Origin of the sequence: Acetobacter nitrogenifigens DSM 23921 = NBRC 105050 (genome assembly GCF_000429165.1) — a bacterium.
GTDB classification, from domain to species: Bacteria; Pseudomonadota; Alphaproteobacteria; order Acetobacterales; family Acetobacteraceae; genus Acetobacter; species Acetobacter nitrogenifigens.
Map to the genome: position 1 here is coordinate 65,092 of NZ_AUBI01000004.1, position 23,832 is coordinate 88,923.

Annotated in this window: 17 protein-coding genes; 7 read left to right on the forward strand and 10 right to left on the reverse strand. The window is 63.1% G+C overall.

Going from position 1 to position 23,832, the window contains the following annotated elements; all coding sequences use genetic code 11:
• Positions 1–2: 2 nt before the first annotated feature.
• Both G442_RS0107115 and G442_RS0107120 read right to left on the reverse strand, forming a co-directional pair.
• A complete protein-coding gene (locus G442_RS0107115; RefSeq protein ID WP_026397434.1) occupies positions 3–1,187 on the reverse strand; it encodes a peptidoglycan-binding domain-containing protein in 1,185 nt (394 codons plus the stop codon).
• Positions 1,188–1,331: 144 nt separating this feature from the next.
• Positions 1,332–3,026 carry an ATP-binding protein gene (locus tag G442_RS0107120; protein WP_084440422.1) on the reverse strand — a complete coding sequence of 565 codons (1,695 nt, stop codon included), beginning with the start codon at positions 3,024–3,026 and terminating at the stop codon, positions 1,332–1,334.
• 168 nt (positions 3,027–3,194) lie between these two features.
• Here G442_RS0107120 and G442_RS0107125 point away from each other — a divergent pair, with 168 nt between their 5' ends.
• Positions 3,195–3,815 carry a hypothetical protein gene (locus tag G442_RS0107125; protein WP_146882423.1) on the forward strand — a complete coding sequence of 207 codons (621 nt, stop codon included), beginning with the start codon at positions 3,195–3,197 and terminating at the stop codon, positions 3,813–3,815.
• Positions 3,816–3,849: 34 nt separating this feature from the next.
• On the opposite strand, the gene tagF is transcribed toward G442_RS0107125, so the two are convergent.
• The 8 genes from tagF to tssH all read right to left on the reverse strand — a co-directional run bounded on the left by tagF (position 3,850) and on the right by tssH (position 17,434).
• On the reverse strand, positions 3,850–4,407 hold the full coding sequence (gene tagF, locus G442_RS23890; protein WP_051292067.1) for a type VI secretion system-associated protein TagF: 558 nt from the start codon (positions 4,405–4,407) through the stop codon (positions 3,850–3,852).
• Positions 4,407–7,832, reverse strand: coding sequence for a type VI secretion system membrane subunit TssM (gene tssM / locus G442_RS0107135; RefSeq protein ID WP_026397437.1), 3,426 nt, complete (start codon positions 7,830–7,832; stop codon positions 4,407–4,409). The genes tagF and tssM overlap by 1 nt, the downstream gene beginning before the upstream one ends.
• Positions 7,829–9,166, reverse strand: coding sequence for a type IVB secretion system protein IcmH/DotU (gene icmH / locus G442_RS0107140; protein ID WP_026397438.1), 1,338 nt, complete (start codon positions 9,164–9,166; stop codon positions 7,829–7,831). The genes tssM and icmH overlap by 4 nt, the downstream gene beginning before the upstream one ends.
• Positions 9,163–10,488 carry a type VI secretion system baseplate subunit TssK gene (gene tssK / locus G442_RS0107145; protein ID WP_026397439.1) on the reverse strand — a complete coding sequence of 442 codons (1,326 nt, stop codon included), beginning with the start codon at positions 10,486–10,488 and terminating at the stop codon, positions 9,163–9,165. Before tssK ends, icmH begins: the two co-directional genes overlap by 4 nt.
• On the reverse strand, positions 10,485–12,008 hold the full coding sequence (tagH, locus tag G442_RS0107150) for a type VI secretion system-associated FHA domain protein TagH (protein WP_026397440.1): 1,524 nt from the start codon (positions 12,006–12,008) through the stop codon (positions 10,485–10,487). The genes tssK and tagH overlap by 4 nt, the downstream gene beginning before the upstream one ends.
• A gap of 168 nt (positions 12,009–12,176) precedes the next feature.
• Positions 12,177–13,943 carry a type VI secretion system Vgr family protein gene (locus G442_RS0107155; RefSeq protein ID WP_026397441.1) on the reverse strand — a complete coding sequence of 589 codons (1,767 nt, stop codon included), beginning with the start codon at positions 13,941–13,943 and terminating at the stop codon, positions 12,177–12,179.
• A 127-nt stretch (positions 13,944–14,070) separates the two neighbouring features.
• Positions 14,071–14,550, reverse strand: a complete 480-nt coding sequence (locus G442_RS0107160; RefSeq protein ID WP_026397442.1) for an Hcp family type VI secretion system effector — start codon at positions 14,548–14,550, stop codon at positions 14,071–14,073.
• Between the two features lie 232 nt (positions 14,551–14,782).
• Positions 14,783–17,434 carry a type VI secretion system ATPase TssH gene (gene tssH / locus G442_RS21295; protein WP_051292068.1) on the reverse strand — a complete coding sequence of 884 codons (2,652 nt, stop codon included), beginning with the start codon at positions 17,432–17,434 and terminating at the stop codon, positions 14,783–14,785.
• A gap of 272 nt (positions 17,435–17,706) precedes the next feature.
• Between tssH and tssA the strand changes: the two genes are divergently transcribed.
• Genes tssA through tssE form a run of 6 tightly spaced genes read left to right on the forward strand, consistent with a single transcriptional unit; the run spans position 17,707 to position 23,829 of the window.
• A complete protein-coding gene (gene tssA, locus G442_RS0107170) occupies positions 17,707–18,837 on the forward strand; it encodes a type VI secretion system protein TssA (RefSeq protein WP_035376327.1) in 1,131 nt (376 codons plus the stop codon).
• Between the two features lie 58 nt (positions 18,838–18,895).
• Complete coding sequence (tssB, locus tag G442_RS0107175; protein WP_026397444.1) at positions 18,896–19,402, forward strand: type VI secretion system contractile sheath small subunit; 507 nt, start codon at positions 18,896–18,898, stop codon at positions 19,400–19,402.
• Positions 19,403–19,405: 3 nt separating this feature from the next.
• Positions 19,406–20,899 carry a type VI secretion system contractile sheath large subunit gene (tssC, locus tag G442_RS0107180; RefSeq protein WP_026397445.1) on the forward strand — a complete coding sequence of 498 codons (1,494 nt, stop codon included), beginning with the start codon at positions 19,406–19,408 and terminating at the stop codon, positions 20,897–20,899.
• A 10-nt stretch (positions 20,900–20,909) separates the two neighbouring features.
• Positions 20,910–22,532, forward strand: a complete 1,623-nt coding sequence (gene tssC, locus G442_RS21300; protein ID WP_051292069.1) for a type VI secretion system contractile sheath large subunit — start codon at positions 20,910–20,912, stop codon at positions 22,530–22,532.
• Entirely contained in the window at positions 22,529–23,332 is an 804-nt protein-coding gene (locus G442_RS0107190; protein WP_026397446.1) for a type VI secretion system accessory protein TagJ, read from the forward strand. The genes tssC (G442_RS21300) and G442_RS0107190 overlap by 4 nt, the downstream gene beginning before the upstream one ends.
• Complete coding sequence (tssE, locus tag G442_RS21305; protein WP_051292070.1) at positions 23,329–23,829, forward strand: type VI secretion system baseplate subunit TssE; 501 nt, start codon at positions 23,329–23,331, stop codon at positions 23,827–23,829. Before G442_RS0107190 ends, tssE begins: the two co-directional genes overlap by 4 nt.
• The last annotated feature ends 3 nt before the right edge of the window (positions 23,830–23,832 follow it).

Consider the following 23,832-nt stretch of genomic DNA (forward strand, 5'->3'; position numbering starts at 1 on the left):
TGTCACTCGCCCATCAGTTGCTGGGACTCTTCGGGCGAGAGCTTGCCTGTCACAGGGTGCCCGAGCACGGCTTGCAGCCGCTTGATCGCAGCGTGCGTCGCAGCGCTGTCGTAACCGGTCACCTGACCGGAATAGAAGCCTTTGGCGAGCAGCGCCAATTGCGCATTACGCACAGCCGGATCCGTTTTCGGCGCGACACGCTTTGGCGGCGGAGCTGCTGGCGCGGCGGCGACGGAAGGTGCGCTTGCTGCAGAATTCTCTGATGCAGACGACGGCTTTTCTTCTGTAGCCACGGGGGCAGCGGCAGGCGGTGGCGCCACAACCGCGGGCTTCGGCTCGCTCGCGGCAGCGACGGGCGTCGGAATTGCGGGGGGCGGAGCTGCGGGCGCCGGCGTGACGACAGGCGTTGCCGGCTTAACGGGAGCCGGGGTGGCGCCTGACGGCGCGACCTGCGGAGATGTCGCGGCGCTCTGCGGAGTAATCGTTGCGGCGGCAGGCGCGCCAGCAAGAGCCCCACCTGTCGTGGGGCCGCCAGACGCAGGGGCTGCGGCGACCGGAAGGAAAACACCCGGGAAGAAAGCGTCGGAGCCCCGCAGCGCCGTGGTGATCAGGGTATCTATGACGCTGGCGCCGTTGGCGTCTTCGTCAACGCCTCCCAGCTTCCGCCCCCCGATCGCAGGATCAGAGCGCCACTGGGCGACGGCATTGCCCAGCGGGGGGTCAGCCGACAGGGGATGCAGGTCCAGAATGACGCCGCCGTTCGGCTGGACGATTCTAGAAAACGCCGTAGCGCTCATTGCGCCGCGCGACAGGTCTTCCGTCGCGATCGGCGTTCCACTCGGGAGCAGGAACAGGCGACCGCCGCGGACGGCCCCGTATCCACAAACCACCAGCAGTTGCGGCGTGCGGCTCGCATCGAGAGACGCGGCCATCATCGCTGCGCGGACCCCGTTCGCATCGGGCGATTCAAGAAGGCGACTCGGCACCCCGGCAGCCTTTAAGCTTGCCTGCAGCAATGGCATTTTCGCAGCGCAGCCGCTGAGCTTCGGCAGGGTTTCAACAGTAGGCAGGTCGATCAGAGTGGCGGAGACGGGCTCGGCGTAAGCGGAACCTCCCAAAGCCGCACCCAGCAGAAGCGCTACAAACGACGCCCGGCGAGGAAGGCGCGAAAGGGGACGAAACATCATGAGTCGAAAAGCCTCCGTCAAACCTGTGCGAACCACGCGATAAATAAATCGAAGCCCACGTCCGCCGGAGACAAAAATCGTCCAGCTCCTGAGTATAGGTTTTCAGTATCACGCAAACAACCGTTCACTCGTGGATGAAACGCCTCATTCACACCCCGCCCCTCTCGATCCATCGCCCGAACCGAACATCAATCGCAGCGCCGCCGCAATTGAAGTGCTGCTGTCCAGTCCGGCGAGCCACACCTGCCGCCCGGACACGCCGCCCAGCAACGTCGGCGGCGTCCGTCCAGGCGTCAGTATAGTCAGCGGCAGTGTCGGGCATACGGAGTGAAAGCGCTCCGCAAGAAAAAAATAATCATCCAGCTCTATCAGGTCGGTGCAAAGAAACACGGCGTGATAGTTATCGGGATCCCCCTCGATAACCCTCAGCGCCTCCCGCGGGTGCGACAGGCCGAGAGGTTCGTAGCCCAGCGCAGCAACGACATCCTCGATTTTTTCGCGCACCGCACGCTCGGCGACGACGAGAACCGGCTCCCCCTCCCCCTTCGGCAGGAAGACGGTCCGGGCGGCCTCGTCATGCGTCAGAAACCAGACCTCGAACACGCTTCCACCGCCCGGAGCATCCAGCACGCGCAAGGCTCCGCCATGCTCCGAGACGATGTCCGCCACGGTGGAGAGGCCGAGTCCCGTGCCTGCGGGGCGCGTTGTATAAAACGGTCGGAAAATTTCGAGACGGGCGACCGCGTCTATCCCGATCCCTGAATCCCGAACTTCCAACACGACATATTCGCGCGGAGCCAAGGCCCCTATCTGCATGGCGAGCGAAGGGTCGCCGCTGCGCGTCTCCAGCGTCAACACGACTTCGCCCTCGTTCGCAATCGCCTGCGCAGCGTTTCGGATGAGATTGAAGAGGACCTGCTGAATCTCCTCGACCCGCCCTATCGTTTCCGCTCCGTCGCTGCGTTCGCGAAGTTCCAGGCGGATGCGGGTTGGAATTGACGGCCGCACGAGAAGAATCGTCTCCTCGCACAGCGCCCCGAGTTGAACCACTTTCTCGACGAAATCCCGCCGACCAAAACCGAGAAGATTCTCAATCAACTCGCCAGCCCGCTCGCCAGCGTTCTTGATCGACACCACAGCGTTGTAGACTGCCGTGTTCCCCCGCGACGCCTCCAGCGCCGTTTCCGTGTGCCCCAACATCGCCGCAAGCACGTTGTTCAGGTTATGCGCCATGCCAGCCGCCGTGGCGCCGGCAATTTCAAGACGTTGCGACTGCCGCAGGCGGCGCTTCACCTCGCCCCGCTCCTCCGAAAGCCGGTTGCGCTCCAAAGCAAGTCCGATCAGTTCGGCGATCTGCCGCGCTTCGGTCGGCGCATGCGGACCGCCTGGCCCGAAACGATCCCGCCACGGCCGCGACGACCGGCACAACAACAAGAGACCTGCTACGTCGTGTCGACCGCGAACCGGAACCAGATGCACATAAAGAAGCCCCAGCCGCGCCAGCCGGCGCTCTCCTTCGCCCTTAGCCTCCGGATCCAGAACCAGCGCACGCTCCACAACCGCGTCCTTCGCGCGTTCCATCGCGAACGCACGCAGAGCCTCTCCAAGATCAGCAGGAGCCGGCGTTTCCAGCGCCAGCCACGCTTTTCGTATCGGACGCCCGGGAGAGGCCAGAGCTACGCTTCGTGCGGAGCAACACGCCCCGAGCACGCGAAGCGCATCGTCAATGGCGTCGGCGAGTTCGGCTGAATGCGCAGCCGCCAGACTGGCCGCCACACTCTGATAAGCGCCACGACCACCCTTGGCCGCAATCATTCCTGAAGGAATCCGGGTCGACATTCTCAATTCATGGCACGGGCTTCACAGCCCGCCCATCCGCTTGTACGTCCAATATTCAGATATAACGAAAAATTCTTGAACCTGAGCACTCATTACCGGCCAATTGACCGCAATATTTCGTTGTGTCATCTCTCCCGAGTATTCATCGTCCTTGAGGCCAATACAATCATGACAACGTCCAGTCGTTCTAAACATTTGGTCCATAACGGCTGCTGGTCCGGAGCGCTGCTTCTGGCCCTGTCTCTCTCCGGATGCGCGGATGACGCGAGCAAGTCGGCCCCCCCGGAGAAAACTCCGCAGACGTGGCGCGTCGCCGTTACCGGTGCCAGCGACGCCGACGCGGCGGCCATTGCCGGTCCTCTGAGCGCGGCGCTGGTCTCCAGCGGCGTCGCCGCCTCCGTTGTAACGGACGCCTCGCCTGTCGATCACGTGCTCGAAGCCGAAGTGCAAAGCGTGCATCGTTCGCAGATTTCGACCCGCTTTCGTAACGGCAAGCGTCATTGGGCGCCGGGACCGGCGACCGCAGTCATCGCGCACGAAACAGTAAGGAACGGGCACGCAACGGATCTCTCGATCGAAAAATCCTTCGACGTTTCCGTCTCCGCCGCGCCACCGAAAACGAAGCCCAAGAACGCGTCGGACACCGATCAGACGACCGACCCCTCGGTTTTCGATCTTTTCGCGCAACGGACTGTCGAACACCTTCAGGGTGCCCCTGCCGTCGCGGCCGCTCCTGCGGCTCCAGGCGAGACCGCCTCTGGAAACGCCCCTGCGTCCGGCGCGCAGTAATACGACCGCCAACGCCTGAAGCTCACGACTGCCTTCACGATCCCCGCCCTCTGTCGGGGGTCGTGAGCAACCAGTCGAACGCCTGATCGACCGGAAGCGCGCAACGCAGCGTGACCTGCGGTCCAGAATGCGTCTCCAGCCACCAGATATCTCTCTCAGGCGGCGCCGACGGCCAGGGATAGCCGCATAGCCGGGTTATCTCCTGATCGACGACATCGGGATCTTTCCCTGAGGCGATCGCATCCCTCACGACATCGCTGAATGGCGCCAGCGCGCGATACAGAACGTCTCGCGGATCGTGAACGATCGCCAGCACGAACGGGAAACAACGACCGACCTTGTCGACGCTGGGCGCCCATACGCCAGTTACAGCGCAATTCGGACTCAGCCGCCCAGACGTGATTGTAAAATGCCAAAATGGCGCGGCATGCCAGACTTCTTCGAACGCGTCCCCCAGCCGCTCACGAGATCCGGCAATCTGGTGGGTAATCCAGTCATGCAGCCGGTCGTTCATGTCGTCCGGCAGGCCGCCCCGCAAAAAATCGCCTCTGGAGGGCAGCTTTCCGTAATATCCGACATAAGGCGCAATCATTACGGAACCGCCGGGCAGGAGAATCCGCGCAGAAGATCGAAAACGAAGGCCCCATCCGACGGAACGGTAACGTGCACTTCCTCGCCGTCCGGGAACAGGAACACTCGCTGACCGCCTTCGGCGGGTTGCTGAAAGCCCTGCTGCAAAAGACGGAACGGCGCCCACGGGCCTTGCGCCTGCGCCAAAGTCTGCGCGCCGTCCTTTCGCGTGCGCGTGATGGTCGCAGGCGAGAGACCGTCGGAGCCAGGCCACGTCAGATGCACCGTAGAGTCAGGATGTACCGTCGCGGCGCCGAGCGAGAGAGAAAATTCGGGCGAACTTTTCAGACTTATCGGGAACGATACGAACGGCGCGCCTCCCGCCGGGAAAAACGCCTTGCGGATCGCGGTGGCACGCTGGAAAGCGGCCAGTTGCTGCGCCGTGAACGGCGGCGTGACGCCGCCTGTCGGATGGAGCCGCCAAGTGGGGCCACTCTGGTCCGTGTAAGGAGCGACAGACGTCTGAAAATATTGGTCGAGCAGACCGCCCGGCGCGAATACCCGCACGAAACCATCCAGCGGCGCGTCCGTCGTAGCTTCCACGTCGAACGGAAAGTGGTTTTTAACCAGCGCGGTGCATGCCTTTCCCGGACCCTCGGCGCCGTTAAATGCCCCGGACGCCGATTGCCGCGCCGCCTGACCAAGCGCCGAGCCGCCGGATTCGGCGATCTGCTGCAACCATGTCGCGACCGGTTCGGGCTGGCGCGACGCCTCTGTACGCAGCCGCTGCGCAGGGTCCAAAGACGCGCCCGCCGTCATCGGCAGGGCGCCGGGCGAAGCGACGCCCCGCGACAATTCATCGCTGAGCTGCCCGATAAGTCTGAGAAGCGTTTCGATCGCCGGGGCTCCCGAGCCCTCAGGATGAATCAGCGAAAAAAGCGGCTTGTTGCTGTCATTCCATGACGCGGCGACAACATCCATCGGATCAAGCGGAGCCTGCTGGACCGCCGCCGCAGCGCCCTGCTCCTTGCTTTGGGGCGGCTTGGGCATCGGCACGGTCTGCGCGTCAGCAATGGACGCCACCATATCGCGCAAAGGCGATTGCGGCGAGGACAGCATATACAGGCTGCTTTCCACCTGCGAGCGATCCCCGGTCAGCCGCAGCGAAAGATCGTTCAGGACGCGATCCCAATGCTTGCGGGCGTCGTCGACCCAGAGCTGCGCGACCTCGGATTCAAGCCCACCGACCGCCGAGCCGTTGACTGTCACGTCCGGATCGCGGCCGATCACCCACGATTCATCCGCCACAGCGCGGGCCGCTGACGGCAAGTCCTTTCTGACCGCGACCGCGAAGCCCTGACCGGTATAGAAAGCGGGCACGCCGTCCGTCATAGGCGCGCCGCTACGCCGGGAGAAAACAGTATCAGCCACAGCGCCCAGCACGCCTGCGGGCGACCACGTATGAATATCGGCAGGCAACGCACTCGCGCGGAGACGTCCGTAGATTCTTTCTGCAGGCGTCACGTGACCGAAGGCGATGCGCGCCTGACGAATAAGATCCCCGTCAAGATGCGCTTCCGCTGGCGGCGGAAGCGCCAGAAGCGCATCCAGATGATGGTCCAGCCGCTCACGTAGCGCGACATTGAGGGAGCCCGGGAACAGTCCACCCCACGCCTGACGGAACCAGTCCTCGACGATGCCCGGCTCGCGCGGACCAAGGCCACCGAGCAGCAGATAAACACGCGTCGCTTCGTAAAGCACGCCAGGGTCGTGCATGTGCTGGCGCATCTCATGCTCGACCCGCCAGACCAGTCGCGGATAGAACTGTCGCCGCAAGGCGTTCTCGTACGCCGACCTGCCCGCGTCGTCGATCGCGCCGCGCGGCGCCAGATGAAAAAATCGGGCCAGACGATCCGGTTGCGGCTGCTGCGCCGCTGAGATTTTATCGAGTACGTCGCAGACCTGCACCAGATCCGCGTCGCTATCCACCGCCTTGCCCGCGAGCGGCGTCACCGCGTCACGGTAAGCCGCAAATATCTCAAGGCGCTGCTGCACCATGGCGCGCGCCTCCATCTCGGCGCGCCAGATCAGCACAAGACCGACGACCGTGCAGAAGACAAGCGCCGCCAGAGCCGACGAACGCACCATCCGCCTGAGCCTGTAGCGATCCGGCGCCTGCGAGACGAGCAGCGCCTCACCGAGCACCACTTCGCGAATAAGCCGGGTGAGGAAGTAGGCTCTGCCCCGGTTACCTTCGGGCGCACCCACACGTTTCTGGTCGATCCCAAACGACTTGACGAGCGCGCCTGCAAGCCGGTCGAGCGGAGCGCCGACCTGCGTCGCTGACGTGAAATAGACGCCGCGCACCAAAGGGGCCTGATCGACGCGACTGCCGCTGAAACCGATCTGCAGAAACGACGACAGCGGCTCGAGAAGGCTTGCGACTTGTAGCGGAAAGCCGCTGATCAACGCGCGCCTGTCGGCGCCGCGCTCGGCTTGCAGACGCTCGATCAAACGCGCCTCCAGCCTTCCGAGCAACAATCGAAATTCCTCGAGAAACGCGTCCTGCCCCTGCTCCAGCCGGAAGGTCATGCCCCAGACCTGCTCGCGGGATTGACTGTCGAGATCATCGAAAAACGCGTCGAAGCCCGCGAGGCGATCCGCCTTGTTAAACATGAGATAGACCGGTATCCGCATGCCGAGCCGTTCGGTCACCTCGTTGATTCGAAGCCGAATCTGGCGCGCATGGGCCTCAAGCGTCTCAGGCGTCGCCTCGATGATCTCGACCAGCGAAATCATCACCAGCAATCCGTTGACCGGCTGACGCGGACGCGCCTTGCGCAAGGCGTCCAGAAAGCCGAGCCACCCCGCGCGATCAACGGTGCGATCAGAATCCTGCGTGGTGTAACGGCCCGCGGTGTCGATCAGCACCGCCTCCTCGGCGAACCACCAGTCGCACAGACGCGTGCCGCCAACGCCACGAAGCGCCTCGTCTCCATCCTTCTCAAGCGGGAAATGCAGGCCGGAATGACGCAACGATGTGGTTTTGCCGGACCCCGGCGGCCCAATCAGGATATACCATGGCAGCTCGTAGAGACGACGCACGCCGCGCCGACGCAAAGCGACAATCGCCTCCTGCAATTTCTTCCGCAGAGCCCGGACTTCATCGTTCGCCGCCTGCTCGTCCTGCTGCCCTTCCTTCTTGTCGATCAGGGCGTCCCGGACCTTGCTTTCTTCTGTACGGCGGCGGCGATGGAGCACATACGTAACCGCTGCAACGATCAGACAAGCGGCCGCGACGGCTATCGCACGACGCAAAATCGGCGCGAAAAAAGGCACAAACGGCAGATAAAACCACAGCATCGTGCCGATCATGACGGCTATGCCGAAAGCGGTGGACCAGCGGTTGCGAAACAGCATCCGCAGCAACGACAAAACCTGACTCATTGACCGGAAGTTCCGTCCACCGTGATCTCGACGCGACGGTTCGCCCGCCGTCCCTGTTCGTTGCTGTTGTCGCCTATCGGAGACTGATCGCCCATACCAATCGCCGTAACGCGATCTCCGCCGATATACGGCGAGAGAATTTCCGCCGCAGCCCGCGCGCGCGCCAGAGCGAGGTCGTAGTTGGAAGGGAATACAAGCGAATGGATCGGCTGCGTGTCGGTATAGCCCTCGACCCGCGTCTTGCCCTCGTTATGCCCAATCGCGTCGCCGATGCGCCGAAGGACAGCGACATATTGCGGCAGCACCGTCGCCTGCCCAGACGCGAACATGCCCTGACTCTGCAGGCGAACAATCGGAACCGACTCCGTTCCCTCGACCGACAGATGCCCCTGCTGGATATCGCCCTGCAGAGCCGCGATAAGGCGGGAACGCAGACCCGGACGCTGAGGCGTCGGCGGAGGCGGAGTCTCCGGCCCGGCGCGGGTGATCGTCGCCATCGTCGCGGGCGGCAGATGGGCGGCAGCCGAAAGCAGGTCGTCAGAAGAACTGCCTATTCCGAAAGACGCGAAGGCGTAGACGACGCTGAGCAACCCGACGCCCACAATCCCGGCCAGCCATAGCGGCGTCTCGAACCGTGGCGCGCGGAACGGGCGGGCGAGCCCCATCCAGTGCGGCGACAGGTCCCGAGGCGCCGAGCCCTTCAGGCGCATGATCGTCGCGTAGGTTTCCTCCCGCGCCTGATCCAGTTCGGCGGGACCACGCGGCGAAAGACGGTACTGACCCTGCATGCCCAGCGACATGCAGAGATACATCAGCTCCAGCAGTGGCAGAAACGCGTTGGGACTACCCAGAAGCTTGCGCAATATCTGAAAGAAGCGCTCGCCGCCTTTGACGTCACGATGGAACGCCGAGGTGAGCGACAGGTCAGCCCACGGCCCACGGCTGCCCCATGGCGTGCATTGCACGACATCGTCCAGACTGGCGCACAGCACGTAATGAGCGATCCGGATCATATCCGGATCGATTCGCTCCTCACGCAGCGCGGCTTCGTAGCTGCGGATTTCACCAACCGTCCGCTCCCGCAAAGCGCCGGGATCAGGGACAGTCAGCGTATTGCGCAACCGGGCGATCAATGACAGCAACGGGCCGGCGTAGGCTATGATCGGAGATTCTCCGGTGCCTGCGAGAGACGCGAAATCGGCCTCCGCCGTCGACGAAGCCGTTTGCGCGGGCGTGTTGGCGCGTTGCGCCAGAGCCGATAGGGCTGAGCGGGGCATAATGACCGTACGGTCGTCGTCCTCAGGCTCGGCGAAGGGATTTGCGTATTCACTCATGCGCGGATGGCCCAGAGTTCAAGCATCAGATTCGGGAAGTCATTGGAAACATGAATGGCGAAGCCGCCCGAGTGCTTCATCGCTTCCCAATGCGGCGAATGGCGCTCAAGCTCGAAATACTGGGCGCCTGGAATATAAGGCATCTGCCGCGGCGCCACCGGCAGCAGACGCAACTCGATGCCCGGCAACGCGACGTTGACCAGTTCGCGGATATGCTCGACGGCTCCGATCTTCGCGGTTTTCGGGAAATCCCGACGAAGCGTCTCGCTCGGCACATCGGCGCGCGCCACCAGCACGATGGAGCCACCGACGAGAATGGTGCGGTCGGTGATCGTCCCGACCCGAACGCCATGCCGGTGCTCCCGCAGAGGAATTTGCACCGCCGTCTGTTCCAGCACGCTCGACAGCGACCGGCGGATGGCGGCGGTCACAGGGGCGAAGCTGCGCTGCAGGTCGTCGTGGCGATATGTCTCGAAACTTTCCGGGCGACGCGACGACTCGGTGAACGTCGCCAGTTCCCCGGCCATTTCAAGGAACTTCCGATACAGCTCTTCGGGATGAATGCGCCCGGTATCCGCCAGATGCGACAGCAACGACTGCCAGCCGTTGATACGTTGCAGCAACATGAAGTCAGTGACCTCGCTGTTGCTTTTCGCGCCTATCGCCGTCAGACGCGCGGCGATCGCTTCGCGCCGTTGATGCAGCACCCCCACGAGCTCGACGAGCAGGTTCGCGAGCACTGACGACACGTGGCAGGAGATGACAGGCGGAATCCAGTTCGGGTCCAGAATGACACGCCGGTCGGCCGTAACCTCGACGATGCGCGCGACGGGCAGGCAGAGAAACCCGGCCCGATCGTCCGTATCAAGCATCAGACGCGGTGCCAGACGTCCGATCTGGATCGTCGCCTGCGCCGTCGCCCCGGAATGGGTGTCGTCGATATCCATTTCCCGCGCCTGAAACCGTACGGGCCGACCTGCGTCCCCAAACTCCGCCCGGCCGGGCCCTGCGATAGGAACCGCGAGATGCACCAGCACGTCCCGCGCTGAATCGGGCGCGAGGAGAGGCTGCGGCAATTCGGACTCGTCCGGCGCGAAGAACTGGGTGCCGTCCTCGAAAAGTCCTGCCGCAGAGGCGAGGCCGAAACGGCCGGATGAGAGCAGGTCCCGCGCGACGACGAGTTCAGTGAACCCCCACGAGTAGGGCCGCAGCATCGTCAGGCCCCGGCCGAGAGCCTGGCTGCTCCAGCGGTCCTGCTGCTGAAAATGCTGCGCGCGGAGGAACATGCCCTCCTGCCACACAACGCGATTGGCCCAACTCACGATCTTTTATCCTTCGCGTCTCGTAGAACACGCTGGTCGGAGGCTCCAATGTCGCGCAAGGCCGCCTCATAAGCCCTGCCGAAAGCCCGCCCGAACACCCCGTCCATATTTTCCTCGAGTGAACGCGCGACCTCCCCATGGGATTGCACGTAGGCGTTCCAGGCTTTCGCCCGCCGAAGAAGCGACAACGGCTTGCCGGGTTCGTAGGCCAGACGCCCGAGCACGGCTTCGGGTCCGTTGCTGCGCAGCAACTCCTCGGCTGCGGCCTCCATCGCTCGCGTCACGGCGATTTCGTGCTTGCGAATGTCGTCCATCGTGTCGGCGATCGCGCCTGACGGGCTGACGCCGGTGCGGCGACCGACCCCAAGCAGCGCTGCAATCGCGTCGTCGTCGTCGATTGCGAATTTGAGCGGGTTGTTACCGTGCGGCTGGATCATGGTCCGGTCTATGCGAAATTCGCCCTTGATCTCGGCGCGCGCGATCATCGCCCGCCGAAGACCAGTCACCATCGCGCGAAACGCGCGCCCCATTTCCTCCATCAGCTGCGCCGGCTGTTCGACCGACGCGCCGTCAATTCCGGCCCCACGAAAGAAAGCGGCGACCACACTCTCGTCTTCGCCAGATTGCGGCGAAGACGCATACCCCGTTTGCGGCTGCGGCGCATGGAGTGACGGCGGATGCGAGACCGGTCCCTGTTGCGGGAGCGGCGCCTCGAACGGCGACGTCGCCGACGGAGCGGCCATCGGGACGGGCCCGGACGGCAAGGTAGGGTCGAGTGTCGGATGCGGCGACTGCGCCCCGGGCGTCGCCGGAGTGGGTGATTGCCGCTCTATTGCCGGAGGCTCTTCGCTCAGCGGGACTTCCCAGTCATCGGGCAACAGCAGCGAGGTCGGCCTCGGTGGTGTAAACGAGGCCTCCAGATCCGATACGGCGTCGCTGGGAGTGAGAGAATCGCCCTTCCTCCGGGGCGCTGGCGACGTTGCAATCTCACCCAAAGCAATATCGAAAGGATTGACGATCGACAGCGTTCGCGGCTTGTCCGATCGGATGCCTGAACCTGTCAGGTCAAAGAAAGCGCCCGGCCCGGTTTCCTGCTCGAATACACTTTCGAACGTGGTTTCGCGGTTGTGAGTCATCGGCTTCGGCGGGTAGCGCCCGCCCGCGGCCCTGCCCCCGAGCGTCGCCTCGTCACCCGAAGTATTCGTCGCCTCGACCAGCTTCGCGTCGATTTCGTAACTGCCAAAACCTATACGGTCTCCGTCACGAAGTTCGCACGGCACACCCGGCGGCAACAACCGGCCATTGACCGTCATGCCGTTGCTGCTGAGATCGGTCACCATCCAGCGCGCTTGCTGACGCACGATCTCGCAGTGGCGTTTGGAAAGCAGGCGTTGAGGGTCCACCAGCACCCAGTCGCAGCCGGCGCCGCGCCCGAGCGTGACCCTGTCGCCCTGAACGTTGAAATCCTGAAGGCTCACACCGGTCGGGACGCGATGCACCGCGAGAATCAGGCTTTTCATGTGCGATCTCCTCCCATTGCTCCGTGTGAAGAACGAATCGCCTGATACACGTCGCTTGCCGTCAGCCGGGCCGTCCCCTCTCCTGAAACGCCCGAACACTGAGGTTGGCGCTTCAGAACGTCAGGAACGCTCGCCACACCATGCGGCGATTTAAGAACACTCACCCGATTACGGCTGAATCAACACCATACCACCTGAAATCGTCACAGTCGCCGTTCCGTTTATCGTGATTTCGGGCGCTTCGACGGTGATGCCCGCCGGCGTCATGGTAATGATCGACTCTCCGCATTGCAGCTTAATGCTGGTTTCGGCCTGCATGAGAATGCTGCCCATCTCCGCCGTAGTGCTGATATTACCGGTTCGGCTGGTGAGCGAATCGTCATCATGCACGACGGTATCGCGTTCACCTCCTATGCTGTCGCTCTGGTTGCGCTCGACCTCCATAAGGTGGTCCTTCTGCGCGTGCATGAAGAACACTTCCTGCCCAAGGCGATCGTCGAACGAAAGTTCGTTGTAGTCCTGCGTGCCGCCGCCGTGCGTCGAGCGGCTGCGAAAACCCATCTTCGTCTTTTCGGACGGGATATCGAAAACGGGCGGGTTTTGCTCGTGATAGAAACACCCCATGACGACGGGGTTGTCGCAGTCGCCGCTCATGAACGAGATGCCGACCTCGGTGCCCACGCGCGGAAGATGTTGCCATCCCCACTTGTTGCCGGACCAGGGGTGCAGTACGCGCGCCCAGATCGCCATACTCGCCACCGTCTCTTTACGGTGATCGAACAGCGGCCGCACCTTGATGCGCCCGAGACGATCGGCGTGAATCTCTTCCCCGCCGTCACCCAGCACGATCGCCGAGTAGATGCCCGTCATCACCGGCCGGTGACAGACCAGCGGCTCACGCCAGGGCGTCTTGACCAGAAACGCGGAAAACTGCGCGACGTAATCCGCGGGGGAAGTCCCGCCCACCCACGTGTCGTCCTGCGCGCTGTGGAAGACTTCCTCCACGACATATTCGTTATCCGCGCCGTTATCCGTCGGATCGCTCAGCAGCATAAAGCGGAAACCGGGGCAGAGATTCGGGTCGTAACCACGGCCGCCGCACAATGTCGAACGAACGTCGGACGCCTCCGTCGCGAACCGCGCGCGATCGCCCGCAATACTGTGCTCTGTGGTCATCGACGGCCAGCGGTAAACGTCGCGTTTGCCGGAATCGGGACCAGCCAACTGCGCCACGCCACGTCCGGAAACCGGCGTCGTCGGCTGCGTCGGGTCGTAATCCTGCGTCTTAACGACGCCAAAGCCGGTAGCGGCGCTGGTGCGCCAGTCGTTAAAAATATCGACGTTGTCGCCAAGCTCGATCACACGATGGTCCGGCTGCTCCATCTTCTGGAACCCCTGATTGGAATCCGTCACAATCAGGGTGTGCTGGTCCTTCGTATGCTCGAAATAATAAAAAAGACCGCTTTCCTGCATGATACGATGACAGAAAGTCAGGTCGTCTTCATTGAATTGCGTAGTGTATTCACGGGGCGTCTGCGCGCCAGTCACCTGGAACTTGACCTTGGTGACGCCATGGTCACTGAAAACCTGACGCAGGATCTGAACCGCCGTCTTTTTCTGGAAGATACGGCAGTCGACGCTCTGGCTCAGGAACCAGAGCGACGGCACGGCCTCGATACGGTAGTGCCAGCGCCCGCGCTGCTCGATGCCGAGCGCCACAAACTGCCTGACGACGCCATGAAAAAACCGGTCGATCCCTTCCTTGCGGCGAACGGTGATCGATACCGGCTGCCCCAGAAACGTATCAGCGTCGAGACCCTGCTCGGTGCAGACCGCCTCGATCGACATGACGTAAGGAGCAGAAAGGCGCTCGTGTGCGCGCAGGCCGACAGCGTGAAGCGTTCCTTCCTCAAACGGTTGAGTGTCGTCGCCCATGGGCGACTTCATCAACAGAAGACTAGGGAACCCTCCCCCCATACCTATACCTCACAAGAACAAGAACAGACGAGCCAACCACCGGCGCAAGGCGTAGCCTGCGACCGGGGTCAGCTCAATAGCAACCTCAGGCGACGTTGGACGTGGTGAGGTCGAAGATAACGGTCTGGCTGGACGTGCTGCCGTCCTTGAGTTCCGGCGCGTCCATCACGCTGATCTTGGAGAAGTTGAACGACAGGGTTTCCGTCGGGCGGTCCTGATTGTGACCGGAGTTCACCAGACTGGAAATGATCACCTCTTCCAGGGTGATCGTGCGAAAAATCGTCTCGCCCGAGTGATCCGTGCGCGTGAAGTCGATCTGCACTTCGGCGGCGGGCATGCCCTTGAAAGCGGCGACCGTCAGCGGGTGGCTGGCGTTATCAATGTACTTGGTGACCGTCAGTTCGCTGACATACGCGGACGACGATTCACGGTTGCTGCCGACGCCGACGGCGCTGCGGATGCTACGCGAGGTGCTCCACTGCGAGTCCAGGACCTCGATCCAGTCTGTGTGGGCCTGCTCCGTGACGTTACCGGTAGCGCTGGGGAATTTCATGTAAATAGCCATGGTTTTCTATGCTCCTGACAATCTTTGTCTCACCGCTCGGTGGCCACATCTGGTGGGCCCTTACACTTAGCAACACGAACGCCGCCCCGTCGCCCGAATTCACGTTACCAATGTAAAATTCGTTCCAAAAAAATCAAAGTCTGAGAAGAGAACCGAAAAAGCAGCCCTCGACAAGGCGACAATCTTTCATTTCGCGCAACTGCGAAAGCAAGAATATCGCCACTACTTTCGCTTACGCTGGAACGACGTCCTTCAACACGGCGACATATTCTCCGTCCCGCCAGTCCAGCGTCGCATGAGACGCAGAGTCATTGCGCGCGCGAACGAGCAGCAACCGGGACAGCGTCGGCAAAATGCGCCCGGCTATCGTCTGCTCGATCGCACGCGCGCCGCTGGCCGAAACACCAGATTGACGCAGCAATTCTTCGCGCACCGCCTCCGAAATCGACAGCGCCACTCCGTGAACCTGCGCCACGCGACGCACGACCTTGTCGAGTTGCAACGTCACGATTTTCGCCAGCGTATCGGGACCGAGCGGCAGATACGGAACCATCGTCACGCGCCCGAGGAACGCCGCCTTGAAGTGCTTGAGCATTTCTTCGCGCAGCGCCTCCGCGAGCCCTGCTGCGTCCGGCGCAGTGTCCGGGTCCGAGAATAACGTGTCTATAAGGCCCGTTCCGGCGTTCGTCGTCATGATGATGATGGTGTTGCGGAAATCGATGTCCCGCCCCTCCCCGTCCTTCATCGCGCCTTTGTCGAACACCTGGAAAAACACGTCCTGTACGCCGGGATGCGCTTTTTCCAGCTCATCGAGCAGCAGCACCGAATGCGGGCGCCGCCGCACGGCCTCCGTCAACACGCCACCCTCGCCATACCCGACATAGCCGGGTGGGCTGCCCATCAGCAGGCTGACCTTATGTTCTTCCTTGAACTCGGTCATGTTGATCGTCGTCAGGCTTTGCGAGCCGCCATACAACAGATCCGCAAGCGCCGTCGCCGTTTCCGTTTTGCCGACGCCGGACGTCCCAACCATCAGGAACACGCCGACTGGCTTGCGTGGATCGGTCAGGCCGGCGCGCGAGACGCGGATCGCCTCGGCGACCGCGTGCAACGCGTGATCCTGCCCGACAACACGCTCCTGCAACCGCGCTTCCAGATGCAGAATCGCCTCGACCTCATCCGAGCGCATCCGGCCGGCGGGAATCCCCGTCCAGTTCTCAACGATTTCGGCGACAGCCTGCGCGTCGACCATGGGAAACACCATCGGGTGCTCGCCCTGAATGGCGCGCAACTCCTCCGCAGCACGAAGAGCGTCCTCGCGCATCTCTTCGGCGCTCGCGCCATCAACGCCGGTTTCGGCTTTTTCACGCGCCTCGGCGAGCTTGAGCGCAAGCTCGCGCTCTTTTTCCCAACGCGCTTCCGTCTGAGCCAGATCGTCGTTCAGCTGCGCCTCTTCACCAGCCAAAGCCTCCAGCCGGGCCGAGTGCGGACTTCCCGACAAACCCTCACGCTCCAGCATCCGTCGCTCGGCCTCGATCGCAGCAAGACGACGCCTGCGTCCCTCGATCAGGGCCGGGGTCGTGCTCTGGCTCATCGCCACACGCGCGCAGGCGGTGTCAATCAGGCTGACAGCCTTGTCCGGCAGCTGGCGATCCGGGATATAACGGGCGGACAGCGACACCGCTGCAGCGGTCGCCTCATCCAGAATACGAACCTTGTGGTGCTTCTCCAGCACCGGCACGAGACCACGCAACATGTCGGTCGCGACCGGGACGCTGGGTTCCTCGACCTTCACGACCTGGAAACGCCGCACCAAAGCGGCATCTTTCTCTATATACTTCTTGTATTCGGCCCAGGTGGTCGCCGCGATCACCCGCAACTCCCCGCGCGCCAGCGGCGGTTTGAGCAAATTGGCCGCATCGCCCTGACCCGCCTGACCACCAGCGCCGATCAGCGTATGCGCTTCATCAATGAACAGGATGATTGGCGTCGCGCTTCCCTGCACTTCGTCTATGACGGCGCGCAGGCGGTTCTCGAACTCGCCCTTGACGCCCGCGCCCGCCTGCAAAAGCCCCAGGTCGAGCGTGCGGACCGAAACATCGGCGAGCGCCTCAGGAATGTCGCCCTCAGCGATTCGCAGCGCCAGCCCCTCGACCACTGCGGTCTTGCCGACCCCGGCCTCGCCGGTGAGAATCGGATTGTTCTGCCTGCGGCGGGTCAGAATATCGACGACCTGTCGGATTTCCGCGTCGCGCCCCAGAATCGGGTCAATCCGCCCGGCCCGGGCGCGCGCCACGAGGTCGGTCGTAAATTTGTCCAGAGACGGCGTCGCCGACGCGCGGCCAGGCTGTCCCGCAGCATCACCGCCTTCAGGCGCGTCGCCGTCCAGCGCATAAGAAGTCCGTTCAACCCCACCTTCGGTCAGGCGCGCGAAATCACGCTTCACCACATCGGGCAGCAGCGCGCGCAGATCGGGACAGGCTGCATGCAGACGTCGGGCAATGGATTCATCGGAGAGGCAGGCGCAGAGAAGATGTCCTGATCGCAGTGCGGCCATTCCCATGTCGATCGACGCAACCAGCCAGGCGTCCTTGACCACAGCCACAAGATCGGGAGACAGCGCCGGACCGCGACCATTGCCGGTCGATAGCCGGTCCAACGCGTGATTAAGACCCGCTGCGAGGCGACCCGGATCGATATCCGAGCGCGTGACGATCAGATCGAGGTCCGAGCCTTCGCTGCGAAGGAGCTGAAGCAGCCAGTGTTCGATCTCGACGTTGTAGTGGCTGCGGGACATCGCTGCCCCGGCCGCCGCTTCCAGTGTTCGATGGCAGAGCTCGTCGAATCGGCCGATCAACTTCTGCAAATCGATCGCTACCGTCACGCAAACCCCCGCACTTTTCGTTCCAGCGACAAGACGCCGCCTATCCTACAATCGATCTTTCCAACTAATCCCGCAGCGCGTCCACCGGCTAAAGGTTTCATTTGTAGCTTTTTATGCTCGCCTTTCTTGTTGCCGCGCAGCCGCCCAATGCTCATAGTCCTGAAACGGGCAGGTTAACGGCCTGCCGTGACGACGCATTTCCGGAATGGCGCTGCGCCGTCCCGCGATACGCGCATCGGCGGCTTATTGCGTGAAAGGCACGACCCATCGGCATGCTCGACTCCAGTCACGAACAGCTTCTGGAGAGGATAGCCGCCCCGCTCAGCGACGAAGCGCCCTGCGGGGTGGATTTGCGCGAAAACATCGCTCCCACGTCTCTGTATTCACGCTTGCGGGACGCCCGCTCCGAAGCTCGGGAACAGGAACGGAGCCTCGACGACGATCCTGCCTTGGCCGCGGCCGCCGGTCCCGCGTGGGCGACGGTGACGGAACTCGCAGAAGAAGCGCTGACCGGGATGACCAAGGACCTTGAGGTAGCCTGCTGGCTGACCGAGGCCCTTACCCGCCAGTCCGGGCTTTTCGGACTCGCGCTCGGTGCGCGCATCATGACTGCACTGGCCGCCTCATTCTGGGACGCCGGGCTCTATCCGCACCTTGAAGCGGACGACCCGGAGGCGCGAACCTTCGCCGTCACAGGGCTGAGCGGCGGAGAAAAAGACGGTTCGTTGATCCAGCCTTTGCGCAAGACCGAACTGTTCCTGCTTCCGGACGGCACGCCGGTCACGCTTTGGCAATACGAGCGGGCGCGGGAAATTTCGGCGCTTCCAGCCAACACTAAACCCTCTGCGAAAGCAGCCGCCCTGCCGACCTTCGCTGTGATGGACGCCGCAGCCAAGACTTCGGGGCGGGCGCAGCTCGCCACTGTCGGTCGTGAGGCCGCGTTCGCGCGCACCGCCTGGCACGATTTCCGCACGACGCTGGAGACGATCCACGAAACGACCGACACGCTTCCCGAAACGCCGTCGATGACCCGCGTAACCCGCATCCTCGACGACCTGGCCCAGGTTGCGGCACGATACGTGCCGTCGAACGAACTCGCGCCGGAAACTGTCGAGGCGGAGGAGGAATCCGAATTGTCGATCGACGACGCGGAGGCCGTCGAGACGGCGGGCGGTCAGGCGGCGCCGAAACAGCTGACCCGGGAAGACCTCCTTGACGAGGCGCTGAAGATTGCCGCCCTCTTCCGGGAACGGGAGCCGAATTCACCATTCAGCTACACGCTTGAGGACGCCGTGCGCAGGGCGCGCATGACACTGCCTGAGCTGTTGCTCGAAATCGTCGCCGACGGCGCGTCGCGCGCCGACATCATGACGCGGTTGGGCATCCAGACCCCCGACGCCTGAGTTTTAATCACGCAAGCGGTCGGACGAACGATCGCCGCAAAAGAAATGGAGCAGTCGAGTGAGCGGAAGTATTCACGATAAATTGGCCCGTGTCCGTCGTCCTCGCGTCCACATCACCTATCAGGTGGAGACCGAGGGAGCCGAGGTGATCCGGGAGCTGCCTTTCGTCGTCGGCGTGGTCGGCGATTTCTCGGGTGATCCGACCAAGCCGCTGCGTCCCTTCGCCGAGCGGCGCTTCACCCAGATCGACCGCGACAATTTCGACGAAGTCATGCAGCGCATGGCGCCGGGCCTGAAGCTGAAAGTCGCCAATACGCTCGCAGGCGGCGACAAGGAAATGGCCGTCGATCTGGCGTTCAATAGCATCGAGGATTTTGAGCCAGGCCGAATCGTTGATCAGGTTCCCGCGCTGAAGGCCCTACTGGAGACGCGCAACAGGCTTCGCGACCTGATGAGCAAGGCTGATCGCTCCGAAGAGCTGGAACTGCTCCTTGAGCGCATCCTGAAGGACCAGAACGAACTCGAGGCCCTCAGCGCCGAACTTTCGAAAAAGAAGGAGGATTGATCAATGTCCGAGACCAATGCCTCTCAGCAATCCGCCCCCGCCCAGACCACGGAATCCTCGACCAGCATTCTCTCGCAGGTCGTCGCAGCCACCCGCCAGACCGAGCCCGACCGCGCAGCGGAACTCGTGCGCACGCTGGTCGAGGAAGCTGGCAAGGGCGTCGTGTCCTTCGATCGCAACCTGACGCGCACCATCGAACGCGCCGTGACGGCGCTCGACGAAGCGATGTCGACGCAGCTCAACGCGATCATGCACGATCCGCGCTTCCTCAAGCTTGAGGGCAGCTGGCGCGGCCTGCAGTATCTGGTCAAGAACAGCGAAACCAGCAACAACCTGAAAATCCGTGTGGTGAACGCGACGAAGCGGGAACTTCATCGCGACCTGACCCGTGTGGTCGAGTTCGACCAGTCCCTGCTGTTCCGCAAGATTTACGAGAACGAGTTCGGCACGCCGGGCGGCGAGCCCTACGGCGCCCTGATCGGCGACTACGAGTGGTCCAACACCCCGGAAGATATCGAGACGCTGCGTGAGGTGAGCCACGTCGCCGCCGCCGCGTTCGCGCCGTTCATCTCCGCGGCGGGCGCCGGCATGTTCGGCTTCAACGACTGGACGGAACTCTCCCGTCCGCGCGATCTCGCCAAGGTATTCGACACGGTCGAATACCTGAAATGGCGCGGCTTCCGCGATAGCGAAGACAGCCGTTTCGTCTCTCTGGTAATGCCGCGCGTGCTCAGCCGCCTGCCTTATGGAGAGGGCGTGAAGGCCGTCGACGAGTTCGCCTACGAGGAAGCGCCGCGTGCGCCCGACGGCAAGCCTCTGGCGCTGCCTCATAACGAATATTGCTGGATGAATGCAGCCTATGTGATGGGCACGCGCCTGACGGAAGCATTCGCCCGCACCGGTTTCTGCACGACCATTCGCGGCAAGGAAAATGGCGGTCTGGTCGACGATCTTCCGCAGCATATCTTCCAGTCGGATGACGGCGACATGGACGCCAAGTGCCCGACGGAAATCGGCATCACCGACCGACGCGAAAACGAGTTGTCCAACCTCGGCTTCCTGCCGCTGTGCCATTACAAGAACGAAGACTACGCTGTGTTCTTCGGCGCGCAGACCACGCAGCGACCCAAGACCTACGACCTTCCCGCAGCGACCGCGAACGCGGCGATCTCCGCGCGTCTCCCCTACCTCATGGCCACCAGCCGTTTCGCGCATTATCTGAAGGTGATGGCGCGCGACAAGATCGGATCCTTCATGGAAGTGGAGGATTGCGAAGCGTGGCTGAACAAGTGGATTCAGCGGTACGTCAACGCCTCTGACGCGGTCGGACCGGAGGCGAAGGCGAAGTTCCCGCTGCGTGAAGGACGCGTGGCCGTTCAGGAAATTCCCGGACGTCCCGGCGCCTACAACGCCGTTGCGTATCTGCGCCCCTGGCTGCAGCTTGAGGAACTGACCACCAGCATGCGTCTCGTCGCCCGTATCCCCGAGCGGACCTGACACAGGCTGAATGAGCGCGCCCGCCCTCACTGAACCTCCCCGGGCGGGGGCCGCGGCCGGCTCTTCGGAGCCGAGCGCGGCCCCCGCGCTTCGGGAAGCGCTTCTTGGCGGGGCGCATACGCGGCGGGATTTCGACTTTTCCGCGTTCGAAGATTTCCTGCGCGACGATACCCAGGCGCTGGCCCTATGGTTCGGCGGCGCGTTGCCTCCCGCAGCGACGCTGCTGGGCATGGGTCGCGACCAGATCAAGACGCTGCTCCGGGGCCGCATCGATCGCGACGTCGCCGCCATCGACGCAGCTCTCCGCCGCCAGACGGACGCCATTCTGCATCACCCGACATTTCAACGACTGGAAGGTTCGTGGCGCGGGCTCCTTTGGCTGGTGTCCGCCATAGAGCCGCAGGCGCGCGTCATCGCGCGCGTTTTCCCCGCCCGACGACGCGAAATCTCCCGTGATCTGGAAAGAGCGCTCGAATTCGATCAGTCCTCGCTGTTCAAGCTGATCTATGAAAGCGAATTCGGACATCCGGGCGGTCAGCCTTATGGTCTGATCGTTTTCGATTACGAACTGGCCCACCGGGCCGGGCCTCGCGGCCTTGCAGGCGAGGCGCCCACCGACGACGTCATGATGCTCAAGCGCCTTGCCGCGATCGCCGCAGCCGCGTTCGTCCCAATGGTGGCCGCCGCATCCCCGCGTCTGTTCGACGTCGATCAGTTCTCCGAGCTGGCCCTCGCGCGGGAAATTGCGGTCGTCGTCTCGAACGAAGAGCACCGGCGCTGGAACTCCGTCACGCAGTCGGAAGATTCCCGCTTCATCTGCGTCACCATGCCACGCATCCTCGCCCGCGCGCCGTGGACGCGCGCGACCACTCGTGGGCGACATGTCGAGTACGCCCCGACGGAGCGTGAGCGTAGCTGGTTCTCCGCCGGTTACGCGTTGGCCCGTAACGTTGTCCGCGCCCAGACTGAGTTCCGATGGCCCGCTGACATTCGCGGCGTAACGCCGGGCGCGAGTAGTGGCGGCGTGGTGCTCGACGCCCCGCGCGATCCATTCGTATTTGGAGCGACGACGCAGCTTCCACGCGCCTCGACCGAAATATCCTTCACCGACCAGCAGGAGCGCGCGCTGGCGTTGTCGGGCTTCATGGCCCTCAACACGCTTCCGTACGGCGAAGCCGCTTTTGCGTCGGTTTCCAGCTTGCAATACACGCCTCCCGGCTCCGGCGTCCCCACGCCAACGGCCGCCAACCGGCGTCTTTCGGCGGAAATCAATGCGCTGCTGTGCGTCTGTCGCTTCGCGCACCACATCAAGATGCTCGGCCGAGACATGGTCGGACGTTACGCCTCGTCCGACGAAATCAAGCGGGAACTTCAAAAATGGCTGGGCCATTACTGTAACATGAGCACAATGGCTTCCCGTGAAAGCCGCGCGCGCTTTCCCCTTCTGTCAAGCGCGGTGGAAGTTTCCGAAACAACAGGCCGCCCTGGCGAATATCACTGCGTCATTCACCTGCAGCCGCATTACCAACTTGACGATGTCTCCACGACGTTTCGTCTGGTGACCAATCTGGCTCCCGATGGCGGGACGCCTGGCGGCGTCGCCCTCACCACCAAAAAGGACAAACCCGCATGACCACGGAAACTGCCGACGCCCTGTTTCAGCGCGGAGATCTGTCCGGCGCCATGTCCGCCGCAGTCGCCGCCGTCAAGGCCAACCCGGCCGCAGCCGCGCCGCGTCTCCTGCTCGCCGAACTCGCCCTGTTCAGCGGCGATCTGCAGCGCGCGGAGACCATGCTGACGGCAATCGAATCTATCGAACCGAAAGCTGCTCTTATCGCTGCTGAGTTTCGACAGTTGCTCCGCGCCGAGACCCAGCGTCGCGCCGTCTTCGCCGATGGCGCGCTGCCGGAGTTTCTGCATGAGCCGACAGCGGTTCAGCAGGAGTCGTTGCGCGCGCTGACGGCGCTGCGATCCGGCGATGACGCCAGCGCACAAGCCGCCGCTCAAGCCGCCGAAAGCGCACGCCCCCATCCGACGGGCGAACGCATCGCTGGCGCCGACACGACCACATTCGACGATTTCCGCGACGCTGACGACATCATCGGTGGAACGACGGAACTGCTGACCTCGACCGGAAAATATTTCTGGATTCCAAACGAATCTCTGATCAGCCTGCATTTTCACGACCCCGTCCGCCCGCGCGACCTCTACTGGCGCCGCTGCACCGCGATGGTGCGCAACGGCCCCGAAGGCGACGTCTACATTCCCGCGACCTACCCGCTGACCACGTCGTCTGATGACGACGCCCTGCGTCTCGGCCGCTCGACCGAATGGACCGAAGACGAGCCCGTGCGCGGCGTTGGCCGCCGCATGTTCCTTGTCGGAGACGAGCCTCTCGACGTCATGGAACTGGGAACGCTCGAGTTCTCATGAGATCGCCGCGTCCCAAAGCGTCACGCGTCACGTTATCGGTGCTCGACCGCCTGATGGACGAGCATCCGGAACGAGAGACCGAGCGTCCGCTGGGGACGGGGGAAAGCCTTGCAGCGCTCCAACGCTCTGTGCAGCGAGACCTGGAGCTTCTGCTCAACGCCCGACGCCCGTGGGCGCTTCCGCCGAAAACGGGTTTCAGCCTCGCCGTTTCTCCAATGGGTTACGGGATGATCGACGTCACGGCGAACGTCATGTCCAATCAGGAGGAACGCGAGGCCGTACGCCGCGAAATCGAGGCGACCATACGCCGCTTCGAGCCCCGGCTGATCAACGTCCGGGTGTCGCTGCTACCGGATAATGCGCCACTGAGCGCGGTGATACCCTTGATGGTGGAAGCCTACCTGCTTGTGGACCCGGAACCTGAATACGTGCGTTATGATACGGCGATCTCACCCTCACGCGAGAACGTGACGCTGACCCCGCAACGCGAAGTCTGATCG